Below are 11977 nucleotides of genomic sequence, written 5' to 3'. Positions count from 1 at the left end.
AAAGGTTTAAGCTGTTGGCCAAAACAGGCTTCAAATCCCTGGACCCCTTTAACCAGGCAATAGTAGAGGGAATCATTGACCAGGAGAGTTTTGAGGAGCCCCTGGAACCTCTTCCCTATATCCTGGTGATAATCGATGAACTCTCCGATTTGATGATGATCTCCTCAGCCGAGGTAGAGGATAGCATTTGCCGTCTCAGCCAGATGGCCAGAGCAGTAGGCCTGCACCTGATTATCGCCACTCAACGCCCCTCGGTAAACGTCATAACCGGCCTGATCAAGGCCAATATTCCTTCCCGCATTGCCTTCGAAGTCACCTCCATTACCGACTCCCGGGTGATTTTAGATATGGCCGGGGCGGAAAAGCTAGTGGGGCGAGGAGACATGCTTTTTCTTGCTACCGGCTCTTCTAAACCCATTCGCGTTCAGGGGGCCTTTGTTACCCAGAACGAGATCGAAATGGTAGTGAATTATATTAAAAAGCAGGTGGAGCCCAGGTACAGGCAGGAGATCTATGCGGAGAACTCTGACGACAGTGGGAAATCACCCTTCGAGGACGAATTGCTGGATAGGGCCATAGAAACGGTAATTATGGCCGGTCACGCCTCTGCCTCCCTCTTACAGCGCCGCTTCCGCATCGGGTATGCTCGGGCTGGGCGGCTGATCGACATGATGGAAGACAGAGGCATAGTCAGCGCTTATGAAGGAAGCAAGCCCCGAACTGTCCTCATTACCATGGAAGAGTGGAAGAGGATGCAGGAGCGAAGTAGAGAGGGATGAATCTTTCCAGCAGAATCACCATAGTCAGAATACTCCTGGTACCCGTCTTCATGGTTTTTCTCTTGACCGACATTCGGGTTTCCTCTGTCAGTGGTTTTAACATATGGGTCGCGGTAGCAGTTTTCTGTATAGCCGCTCTTACGGATACCCTGGACGGGTACCTGGCCAGGAGTAGAAGAGAGGTGACAGTTCTGGGATCTATGATGGATACCACTGCTGACAAGCTCCTGATCTCGGCAGCCCTCATCTCCCTGGTCCAACTGGGCACACTATCAGCATGGGTGGCCATGGTCATCATTTCCCGAGAGCTGGCTGTTTCAGGGTTGCGCTCTGTAGCTGCAGCTAAAAACTTGATTCTGCATGCTTCTATCTATGGCAAGATGAAAACTAGCCTGCAAATCGTGGCCGTGGTGGCCCTCATCCTTGATCCGGCCATCTTTTTTCTGGACATCTCCCTGGGGGACTGGCTCATGGCTATAGCGATATTTATTACCATCATATCGGGGTTTGAATACTTTGCCAGGTCTGTGAAGATCTTTGCCCCTGATCAAGAAATGAAGCAGGCAGCTTCTGCCGACACGGCTCGTACGCCCTGGATTGATAGTGTGCCCCTGATCAAGAAATGAAGCAGGCAGCTTCTCCCGACACCGTATCTCCTGGGGATCCTGCATCCAGAGATATTAGTTATGAGGAAGGTAATCTCCACCGTACCAGGTTGCAGGAAAAGAGACCAGCATGAACTGCTCTATTTTGGCCATAGGGACGGAACTACTTCTGGGGTCCCTGGAGAATACCAATGCTTCTTTTATTGCCGGAAGGCTGGCTGAAAATGGAATAGACTCTTTCCTGCAGGTCACTGTGGGAGACAACGAAAAGAGGATTCATAGGGCTCTGGAGTTCTGCCTCTCCAGCTCGGACGCGGTGATCATAACCGGTGGGCTTGGCTCCACCGAGGATGATGTGACCAAATCAGCTCTCTCTTCCTTTTTCCACCGAGAACTGGTCCTGGATAAGGAAATAGAGAGTCACCTGGAGGAGAGATTTGCTGGTATCGACAGGACAGTATATCAAAGAATAAAAAAGCAAGCCTATATCCTGGAGGGCTCCAGAATCATCCAGCCCATGGGAACTGCCCCCGGACTGATTCTGGAAGAAGGAGATAAGCTGATCATCTGTTTGCCAGGAGTGCCTGGCGAAATGAGGTTCATGATGGAAAAATCAGTCCTCCCTCTGTTGGTCTCTCGAGGCAAGGGCAGCCAGGATGTAATCATTTCCCGCTTTTTGAGGATCGTTGGACTGAGCGAGCCAGCAATCGAGACAGCTATTATGGATATAGTAAAAGCACAGCAAAACCCTACTCTGGCCATGTTGCCTGGCCTGGGGGAAGTGCAGATCAGGCTGACCGCCAGGGCCAGAGGTAGAGAGGAAGCCCAGGAGCTCTTGGGCACGGTAGAGAAACAGATAAGAGAGAGGCTGGGCAACAAGATCTTCGGCATTGATGAAGAAGACCCGGAGAAGGTGGTGGGAGATATGTGCCGAAAGAGGGGACTTTCTCTCTCCGCAGCCGAATCCTGTACCGGGGGACTTTTCTCCAGTCGTATTACCAGCGTCCCTGGTAGCTCTGACTATTTTCGAGGTTCCGTGGTTTCTTACAGCAACGAGAGCAAGAAAAAAATCCTGGGTGTGCGCTCCTCATTTCTCCGATCCTTCGGAGCAGTAAGCAAAGAGGTAGCCGAAGAGATGGCCAAAGGGGCCAGAAATCTTTTTGCTACTGATATCGCGGTAAGCTGCACCGGAATTGCCGGACCTAAAGGGGGGACGGAAGAGAAACCAGTGGGTCTGGTCTTCCTTGGGCTTTGTTCTGATTCCATGCTAGTTTCGGAAAGGATGAGATATTACGGTAGCCGAAAAGACATCCAATATCGGGCTACCCAGTCTATGCTGGATCTGATCCGTCGCTTTCTTCTGGGAGAGCAACTTGGAGGCAGGGGAAACTAGAATCAGAAGTTTCATTGCCGTGGAGATCCCAGATTCCATCCGCAACTCTCTCTGGGAGTCAACAGCTCCTTTGAGGAAGTCTCTGGCCGCAGTGAAGTGGGTGGAAAAGGAAAATCTCCATGTGACTCTCAAGTTTCTGGGCAACCTTGCACCTGAGGATCTTAAGAAGGCTACTCTGGTATTAGAGGAGATCATTCCGCACTGGAAGCCCTTTCTAGTCACCATTGGCCGATGGGGAGCCTTTCCCACCATAAAAAGGCCCCGAGTTATCTGGCTGGGCATCCAAAGTGAAGAAGATAGGCTATCAGATATGACCCAATCTGTGGAAAAGTCTCTGACCCAGATAGGTTTCCAACCAGAGGAGAAGGGTATCCACCTGCATCTGACCCTGGGAAGATCTAGAAAAGCGGTGGATCTTACTGGAAGGTTAGAGGGAGAACCTTCCGATCTCAGTTGCCAATTTGAATGCCAATGGGTAACCCTCTTCCAGAGCAAGCTTTCTTCTCGGGGACCCACCTACATTCCTCTGGAAAAAATTTGGTTGAAAAGCTCTTGACACAAACAAGCGTTCTTGCTACGATATGTGCAATTGCATAAATTAACCGATGAGGTTATTGTGACCACTCCCCAGGCCTGAAGGCCGGGGCTTCTACGGGTTGGATACCGAGAGATTGTGGCCCCAATCTCAAAGCAGTATTATAGAGGGTGTCCAAAAACTAAGGGCATTTTGCCCAAGGTGGGGAATTACTCCTACATGAGATCTGATTTTGAGGTCAATGTGGGAAGTTTTATGCGAAATTAGCTCCTTTTTAGGGGCGAAGTGGGAGATGACTTTTTGAAATTGGAGTTTTTAGACAGCCTCTATAGATAGTACATTAGAAACTAAAAAGCAAGAGGCCATTCATCCCCACGGTTAAAACCGGGGGCTTTCTAGCCGATTACTGTAAAAGGAGTAACTTTAGTCACAAGGAAAGGTGAATGCTGATGGACAAGGAAAAAGCTCTGGAGATTGCCCTCCTCCAGATAGAAAGACAGTACGGCAAGGGCTCCATAATGCGCCTGGGGAGAGAGGGACCGCTACAGAACATTGAGGCCGTCTCCACAGGGTCCATCGCTCTGGATCAGGCTCTGGGGATAGGGGGAGTACCTCGCGGGAGAGTGGTGGAGATCTTTGGGCCAGAGGCCTCGGGCAAGACCACCCTGGCTCTCCACATAATGGCCGAGGCCCAAAAAAGGGGCGGCACTGTGGCCTTCATAGATGCGGAACACGCCCTTGATCCCCATTATGCCAGGAAACTTGGCCTCAACATAGACGATCTTCTTCTCTCCCAGCCAGACTATGGAGAACAGGCTCTGGAGATAGCTGAAATGTTGGTGAGAAGCGCCGCTGTAGATGTAGTGGTTATTGATTCAGTGGCGGCTCTGGTCCCCAGATCGGAGATCGAGGGGGATATGGGTGACAGCTTTGTCGGCCTGCAGGCCAGGCTGATGTCCCAGGCTTTGCGCAAATTGTCAGGCACTATTTCCAAATCTAAGACCACCGCTATCTTTATTAACCAGCTTCGAGAGAAGATAGGAGTGATGTTTGGAAATCCTGAGGTTACCCCTGGAGGTAGAGCTCTGAAGTTCTATTCCTCCATCAGATTGGACCTCAGAAAAGTGGAGTCTCTCAAGCAGGGAGAGGAAGTTATTGGTAACAGAGTTAAAGTCAAGGTAGTAAAGAACAAAGTTGCGCCTCCTTTTAAAAGCGCTGAGTTTGATATTTTATATGGCCATGGTATTTCTAGAGAGGGCGAGTTGCTAGATCTGGGCGCAGATGTAGGAGTTATTCAGAAAAGTGGGGCCTGGTATTCTTATCAGGAAGAGCGATTGGGGCAGGGTAGAGAGAACGCCAGGCAGTTTCTGGTCGATAATCCGGATCTGGCCGTTACTTTAGAGAGGGAGATCAGGATCAAGTTAGGTCTGGTCAGCGTGCCCAAGGCAGAGGAAGCTGAGGCGTAATCGTAGATAAATATGCCAAAGGAGAGGAGATCATTCCTAGAAGGTTTGGATGAACCAGTCCCCTCTCGATCTCCGAGGTATAACCTACCAGGTAGAGAGAAGGTCGTTCCTGAAAGCGGGCTCAAACACTTGACAGGACCACAGCCCCTAAGCTGTGCGACCAGACAGAGACTCTCTACATATGCTAAAGACACTTATGGACAATAATAATTCTCCTCCAGACTCCAGAGCTCTGGAGGCATCTCTTAGATTTCTTAACTTTAAACCCCGCACGGAAGGCGAGCTTCACCAAAAGTTAACCAAACTAGGATTCCCCCAGGAAGTAAGAGACAATACCTGCGCTTACCTGAAGGGCCGGGGGTTGATTGACGATGAACGATATACAGAAGATTGGATTCTGGAGAGGTCAGAGAAAAAGAGAAGTTCCAGAAGGAAAATCTTCCATGAGCTGATGAGCAAAGGAATCTCCAGGGAGATAGCTGAAGAGAGGCTAAACCAGCTTTACCCCCCGGACCTGGAGGTGGAGAAAGCCGCCTGGGTAGCCCGAAAATTTATGAGAAATAACCAAGATCTGAGTCATAAAGAAATGGAGACCAAGATAAAAAACCTCCTTTTTAGAAAAGGTTTTGATGGGGACACCATCCGGAAAGTCTGCCACCAGCTCTTCTAACAAGGAGTCTGATTCAGACACTAGCAAAGACCAATAGCACGGTTTGGAGAAAAAGATAATCATTAAGGGGAAAAAGATTTAACAGAACGAAGTCGGTCCATTGAATCCCCATAGCCAATGGGTCGCGGCTTCGTTCAACCAGATTGTATCCGGAATTTTGCTCTGCTCTACTCCGTATACAATCTTTATCGCTTTTTAGGCGAAACGGTGGTCATGAAGATAGACGTATATATGCGTAAGTGCTATAGTTAAAAAGGAGATAATCACATGAGTAGTAGAAAGGAAAGGGTAGAACTTATCCGAAAGATCCAAGACTCACGGGACTCGAAGGTGCTTGTGTATTTTACAGGTGACAGGCGACCCTTTTCTTCACAAATAGCCGAAGACGCTGTCCTGCCATTATATAAACATCTTTTAGCTCTAAAAGTTGCTGAGTCCAACACGGAAAGGATCGACTTATTTCTTTATACTAGGGGAGGTGACGTAGGTGTTCCTTGGCGAATAGTAACAATGATTCGTGAGTTTTGCAGTGAATTTTCCGTTTTAGTCCCATATAAACCTAAAATCCGCATATTTTAATAACTAGGGTGCTACTGGAATCGGCACACCAAACTTTTCGAATAACATTCTCTGTTTCTTGGATATCTCAGTCAAATGCCATGGCAAAGGTGCATTTGAGCTTGTCAAAGATATCGCTCTCGCCACGGAGGAGAAAGATCCACTATCAATAGCAGAGCTACTTATGGCACATCCAAAGATACCATTTTTGGGTTGTGAGCATGCCCTTATTGCTACTGCATCACTCCTGGCGGCGTTAAAGAATGATGCCACTTTGAGCGTCTCCAACCAACAGATCATCGAGGCTATGAAGCGAACGCAGAAACAATCTATGCCTCCCTATTGTGCCCTCACTGGTGTTTGTGGTGTAGTTATCGGGGTTGGTGCCGCCTTCAGTGTCATTCTGGGGGCAGCATGTCCTAAGGACAGGGAATCTGCTATTACCATGCACATTGTGGCACGGACGATTGATACTATTGCCAATGATGTTGGTCCAATGTGTTGTAAGAGTTTTGTTAGAACTGCTGTTGGTGTAGGCTACAATGCAGCGAAGGAGTACTTCGATGTTTATTTGCCAATACATAGAGAAAAGATATCTTGCTTCCATTCCAACAAAAACCATCGTAACTGTAGGAAGGAGAAGTGCCTCTACTTCCCTAAAACAGCATGAGACTTGTTGACTGAAATTAAGTCTAATGGACTCAACTGCGTATAACGGTTAAGCTTCTTTCCGATGCGATAATTTCGGAAAGAAGCTTAACCGTTATACGCCATGCCTTTAGAAAGGTAAGCTGACGATGATAAAAGAGATACTCAACTCTGAGTTAACTGAACAAGATTTGCCTCCATCCAATGCTGAGTGGGCCGACATTTGGAGGTTTGCCTTGTCATTTGACGGCTATAAGCATTCACACAAGTGTGGCAAACTGGCAAATGCAACAGTTGCAGCGTTTAGAAAGGACAAATCCCTCCCAAAGTCTTTGAGTGATTTGCGAGCCTGCCTTTTTTTCGAGCAAAGACGATGGCGGCATTTCGGCGAAGACCCAGACAAAGAAACAATGGTCTATATTCAGGCTCTCATTGAAGCCATTCGAGAAAAGGTGCGAGCTAGAGATATTGGCTAACATCTGTAATGGCGTATAGCTGCGGATATTTGTGGTGATTACCAAGATGAACTTTGAATGTTCTAAATGTAAAAATTACGGTCTCAAGTATAGCAGAAAGTATATACCTTCTGATTTTTTGGAAGGGAAAAGAGATAGCCCGATTTGGATTATAGGATTGAATCCAAAAGGTAACTTAGAGAAGAATGATGAACGAGATGTGACAGAACTCGAAAATTGTTTCGAAGGAGATATTCATCCTTATTTTCACGACTTTAAGAAAGTATCAAAGAAATTATACAACCTATTTGGGAAAGAGAGAGGAGTTGCCCACACCGATATAGTAAAGTGTTTTTCCAATGAATTTCCTCCAAAGAATTGCAAGAGGAAAGAAGCTCAAATAATTATTAGCAATTGCAAAGGGTATCTTGAGGAGCAAATAAACAAATATTTCCCGAAGATAATAATATGCAATGGTTCTCCAGTCTGTAAAATCATTAAAAGGGTTATTAAACCTCAAATTGATTACATTACTTCATACGTTGGGAACTTTGATGAAAAGGAAATTGCTGTAATATTATCTGGGTTTATTGGTAGACTCGATGACTATGCAAAATTGCGTTTAGGAAAGGAAATTGAATCATATATAGAAAGATAAAAAATCGGGCACGGCGTATATCAAAAATGGCGGTGAGATATATTTTAAATCGGATACATAATGAAAGGTCACTATCTTTGCACTTTGTATCTGGCAGTTACCCCCGGAGAGGAGCAAAGTCGTATCTGGCTGAGGGAAAACTGCAAACATAGTCAAAGGTGACGATAACAATGAAAACAAGAGAAGGCAAATCTGGAATAAGCATGATAAAACCGACATCATTCTATTCCACTGAGTTTGAGAAAACAAAACTAAACTGGTTTTGTTATGAATTATCTATGGGTATCTATGACGAGATTAGGGAAAATCTTGGAAAACAACTAAAGAAATACAAAATTTGAGGTTGTTCTAAATTTGCGTGATACCTCCTGACCAGTAGCAAGAAGCTTGGACAGAGAGCAATTTGATTTTAGGAAACTCTTTCTCATTATGCCATAAAGGTGTCCAGAGTTCGGGTTTAAAGATCTTATAAAAGGCGACTTTTAGCCAGTTAAGAAGGCCCTGTTCAGACCAGCGTTTTCCCACTTTCTTGATGCGATTGCAGACCTGGCTAAAGGCAGACTCGATGGCGTTGGTATTGAGAGGAATGACTTCTCCTTTATTGAGCCACCAGGTAAGAAAGGTGGTTACGGGATTAATCAGGTTCTGGATATAGGTTCTGGCCTTTGGATATTTCTCAGGATCCAGAGCATTCAATAGATCCTGGAAGCCCTGCTGGGTCTTTTGGGCTATCTCTTCAAGGAAGGGACGATCCTCCGGACGTAGTTGTTCCAATTGAGCTTTGGTGAAATGCATGGCCGGGATGGACTTAAGCTTTTCGAGCAGGGGTCTTTGCTCAGGCTTTTTAGCCCCGTCGGCATAGAGGAGATAGGGAAAATCTCTTTTCCCATGCCACTGACAGCGCTGATGATCCATCCCTGCTCGCAGGAGATTCTCCTCGATCCCAGGGCCTCCATCCGAAAAGAGGATCTCGATCTTTTGATAGTCGAGCCGTTCTTCCAGTTCTTTTCGGATCTCAGCCCAGTCGGTGTTAATCCAGAAGCCGACTGGCTCAAAGGGACTGGAAGGCCCTAAAGAGGCCAAGGCCCAACGCATCTCGGCCTGGCCCAGGTCTTGTCCCGAAGGACCCTGGAGATGGACTTTTGTCCCATCTACGAGCAAGTAACGGAAAGTAATGGCTTTCCTCTCTCCAAAAGGACTGTGGCTTTGGGCAAATTCCTGCAGACGGCTATGGACGGTGGTATGACTCATCGATTGTCCCTGAATTCGTTCCACCTCGCTGGTGGCCCTCCGGTAAGAGAGATGGACCGAAAGGCCGATGGAGGGCTCCATGGTCTCCTCCAGGTAGTGATCATAGGCAGGGATGGAAAGGGCCTCTACCAAGGGGACGACTGTGCCCCCCTGCTGTCGATCCCTCAACTGGGCAAAACGGTAAGCAATCACTCCGAGAGAAGTCCTCAGCTTCCGAGGTTGACTTTGATGCCCATTACGTTGATAGCGTCCAGGTTCTTGCTCAAGCTTCTGCTCAATGACTCGCTCTTCCAGAGCCTTCATCAGCGTCGAAACCATGGCCCCATGAATTTCAGAGGAAGCTTCCTTCAAACCTCGAATCAGACCATTGATTGTCAGTCCAGAATCTGGTATCTTAAAGACCAAGCGAAGGTCTATCGTGATCTCGCTCAACGGATTCCTCCTTTTTTTAGATTTGCTGATTCTATAAGTAAGAAGGAATCCGTTTTATTTTACAAGTCACTCATGCCGCCACGGGCGGCACCACGAAAGGATGAAAAAGGGTAGTGTAGAATATATCCACCTTAGAAGCAACCGGGTGAAGGAGGTCGGCTCTCCTTGGTGCCAAGAGCCCGCTTACAAGTCTGACCCCGATGACCTGAAGGCACCACGAATTGTTGCTCCTTTAAGGAAGCACGCAGGATAGAGTCTATCCAGGAGGTCATCGCAACCGGTTATGAGACCAAGGAGGTGGATAGGTGGAAGTTTTGTATAAGCGGTGTTGTGGGCTAGACGTGCACAAAAGAAGTATCACAGCCTGTCTGATCACACCTGAAGGAAGAAAGATGCGAACCTTCGGGACAATGACAGAGGATTTACTTGAGCTTGCAGACTGGCTGACAAAAGAGGGATGCACCCATGTGGCGATGGAAAGTACGGGGGTATACTGGAAACCAGTATCCAATCTGCTTGAAGGATTAGAGATGGATCTTCTAGTGGTAAATGCCCGGCATATCAAGGCAGTACCAGGCCGAAAGACAGATGTAGCTGATGCAGAGTGGATAGCAGACCTTCTGCGACACGGTCTCTTGCGAGGCAGTTTTATCCCGGATAAAGAGCAGCGGGAGCTAAGGGAACTGGTACGCTACCGCCAGAGCCTTATCCGGGAACGGGTAGCAGAAGCAAACCGTATCCAGAAGGTACTGGAAGGAGCAAACATCAAACTAGGCTCAGTAGCCAGTGACATACTGGGAAAGTCAGGGCGAAGTATGCTTAAGGCGATCATCTCTGGCACAGATGATCCTTCCTTACTGGCAGCTATGACCAAAGGCAGACTAAAGAACAAGACGGCAGAGCTTAAGAGAGCACTGCGGGGATTGCTGGACCAACACCAGCGGAAGCTGCTTGCCCCTCAGATGCGGCACATCGAATTTTTAGACCAAGAGATAGAGGACTTAAGTGAGGAGATAAAGAAGCGGATGCACCCTTTTGAGGAAGCTATAGCCCTAGTGGATGAGATACCTGGGATAGGAAGAAGGGTAGCCGAGCAGGTACTGGCTGAGACAGGCTTAAACATGGAGAGATTTCCCACCGATGCTCATATTGCCTCTTGGGCAGGTGTGGCACCTGGAAATAACGAGAGCGCCGGCAAACGCAAGAGTGGTAAGTCCAATAAAGGGAACAAATGGTTGAAGGCAACCCTAGTTGAAGCGGCAAATGCCACCAGCCGCACCAAAGATACCTATCTTTCTGCCCAGTATCACCGCCTTGCTGCCAGACGGGGAAAGAAACGTGCCGCCTTAGCTGTTGCCCACACCATACTCGTTATAATTTACCACATGCTTAAGAAAGGTACTTCATATCAGGAACTTGGAGCAAACTACTTTGACAAGCGGGATGAGAAAGCCGTTGTCCTAAGAAGTCTAAAACGTTTGGAAGCCCTTGGCTACAAGGTAGTGTTGGAGGCTGCTTGAAGTCTTCAGCAATGCCGTTTAAGAACGGTAGTCGCTATGCAAAGGTGTATTTTCAGGATAGAGAAAAATAGTTCTGGCGAAAAGTGCGTCAAGTGCCTTGGAGCAGAGTTATCCACAGGGTGCTAGAAGAGCTCCGAGATTTTGCCCTTCGGGCCGCCCCGCTCCACCTGAGGCCCTGGGCTAAAATCTCTCCGCTCTCTACCCCCCATGGATAACTCCTCAGACCAGTTCCATCACGCACTTTTCGTACAAAGCCCAAAATTGATGAGAAAGCTCTTGCTGAGTTTTCAATTTATACATCAAAGAAGATGAAGGGTATTATCTTACAAAAACTATCGGGTAGAATAGAAAAGGTATACTTTTCGTATGAAATGGTAGAATCGTATTTTCCAAATCTTAGTGATAAATTGGTTAATAAAATGCTGGATGCAATTTCAAAAGGGTGGGATGAACAACTCAGTTTTTGTGAAATATGTCCAACTCGGTGCATAAGTGAAAAAGATGCATATTGTACCATGTTCGATGAGGGACCTTTTTGAGGTGATCAATTGCAACAAACGACCGCCACTTCATATAAGCTCGTTATCTGCCATGCTTATAAATATTGTAGTGAGTAGAATTATAGGCGATGGTCAAAAGGAAGGTAGATCCTGAATATAATTGATAAAATACGCAAAAAAGTCATTGAGAAAGAATATGAATTTGCAATTCCACACTTTTTTGAAGAAATGGCGGCAGATGAACTTGAATTTGGAGATGTCAAAAAAGCCATAGCAACGGGCAGGATTAGACGGAAATTTACACGGGTTCCCAGAGGTGTACGTTATGAAATTGTAGGCCGAGCCGTTGATGGGAGAGAGATTGGTATCATTTGCAGAATCAAAAGCACAGGCAAATTACTTTTTATAACGGTATATGCTCTATAATATTTTAGGAGGTGGTAAGAATGTATAACTATGGAGAATGCGAAATATGTAACACACCACTTGAGGAGAGAAATATCCAAC

Annotated in this window: 13 protein-coding genes; 12 read left to right on the top strand and 1 reads right to left on the bottom strand. The window is 46.9% G+C overall.

From position 1 onward, the window contains the following. The 10 genes from HW443_RS06585 to HW443_RS06540 form a co-directional block, all read left to right on the top strand. The coding region (locus HW443_RS06585; RefSeq protein ID WP_176238001.1) for a DNA translocase FtsK at positions 1-779 on the top strand (779 nt) is incomplete at its 5' end. Continuing rightward, entirely contained in the window at positions 776-1405 is a 630-nt protein-coding gene (pgsA, locus tag HW443_RS06580; RefSeq protein WP_176238000.1) for a CDP-diacylglycerol--glycerol-3-phosphate 3-phosphatidyltransferase, read from the top strand. The genes HW443_RS06585 and pgsA, both read left to right, overlap by 4 nt. 109 nt (positions 1406-1514) lie before the next feature. Further along, a complete protein-coding gene (locus HW443_RS06575) occupies positions 1515-2777 on the top strand; it encodes a competence/damage-inducible protein A (RefSeq protein ID WP_176235925.1) in 1263 nt (420 codons plus the stop codon). Beyond that, positions 2758-3333, top strand: a complete 576-nt coding sequence (gene thpR / locus HW443_RS06570; RefSeq protein ID WP_176231062.1) for an RNA 2',3'-cyclic phosphodiesterase — start codon at positions 2758-2760, stop codon at positions 3331-3333. Before HW443_RS06575 ends, thpR begins: the two co-directional genes overlap by 20 nt. A gap of 425 nt (positions 3334-3758) precedes the next feature. Continuing rightward, entirely contained in the window at positions 3759-4778 is a 1020-nt protein-coding gene (recA, locus tag HW443_RS06565; RefSeq protein ID WP_176238002.1) for a recombinase RecA, read from the top strand. A 181-nt stretch (positions 4779-4959) separates the two neighbouring features. After that, complete coding sequence (locus HW443_RS06560; protein WP_176237999.1) at positions 4960-5448, top strand: regulatory protein RecX; 489 nt, start codon at positions 4960-4962, stop codon at positions 5446-5448. A gap of 742 nt (positions 5449-6190) precedes the next feature. Further along, complete coding sequence (locus HW443_RS06555) at positions 6191-6676, top strand: DUF5714 domain-containing protein (protein WP_176230905.1); 486 nt, start codon at positions 6191-6193, stop codon at positions 6674-6676. A 127-nt stretch (positions 6677-6803) separates the two neighbouring features. Continuing rightward, positions 6804-7130, top strand: coding sequence for a hypothetical protein (locus tag HW443_RS06550; protein WP_176230888.1), 327 nt, complete (start codon positions 6804-6806; stop codon positions 7128-7130). 46 nt (positions 7131-7176) lie between these two features. Beyond that, positions 7177-7767: a uracil-DNA glycosylase family protein gene (locus HW443_RS06545; protein ID WP_176230889.1), complete on the top strand. Its 591-nt coding sequence runs from the start codon at positions 7177-7179 to the stop codon at positions 7765-7767. Positions 7768-7937: 170 nt separating this feature from the next. Next, on the top strand, positions 7938-8108 hold the full coding sequence (locus HW443_RS06540; protein WP_176230890.1) for a hypothetical protein: 171 nt from the start codon (positions 7938-7940) through the stop codon (positions 8106-8108). Positions 8109-8115: 7 nt separating this feature from the next. Here HW443_RS06540 and HW443_RS06535 read toward each other — a convergent pair whose 3' ends face one another. After that, positions 8116-9450 (bottom strand): ISH6 family transposase, encoded by a 1335-nt coding sequence (locus HW443_RS06535; RefSeq protein ID WP_176235801.1) that lies wholly within the window; start codon positions 9448-9450, stop codon positions 8116-8118. Positions 9451-9755: 305 nt separating this feature from the next. Between HW443_RS06535 and HW443_RS06530 the strand changes: the two genes are divergently transcribed. Both HW443_RS06530 and HW443_RS13920 read left to right on the top strand, forming a co-directional pair. Next, entirely contained in the window at positions 9756-10970 is a 1215-nt protein-coding gene (locus HW443_RS06530) for an IS110 family RNA-guided transposase (protein ID WP_176230892.1), read from the top strand. 647 nt (positions 10971-11617) lie between these two features. Beyond that, complete coding sequence (locus HW443_RS13920; RefSeq protein ID WP_407079596.1) at positions 11618-11896, top strand: DUF4258 domain-containing protein; 279 nt, start codon at positions 11618-11620, stop codon at positions 11894-11896. Positions 11897-11977 lie beyond the last annotated feature (81 nt).

This window comes from Candidatus Hakubella thermalkaliphila (genome assembly GCF_013281975.1).
Lineage (GTDB): Bacteria > Actinomycetota > Humimicrobiia > Hakubellales > Hakubellaceae > Hakubella > Hakubella thermalkaliphila.
The sequence above is the reverse complement of the archived record's forward strand: the minus strand, read 5'-3'. Positions and strand labels throughout refer to the sequence as shown.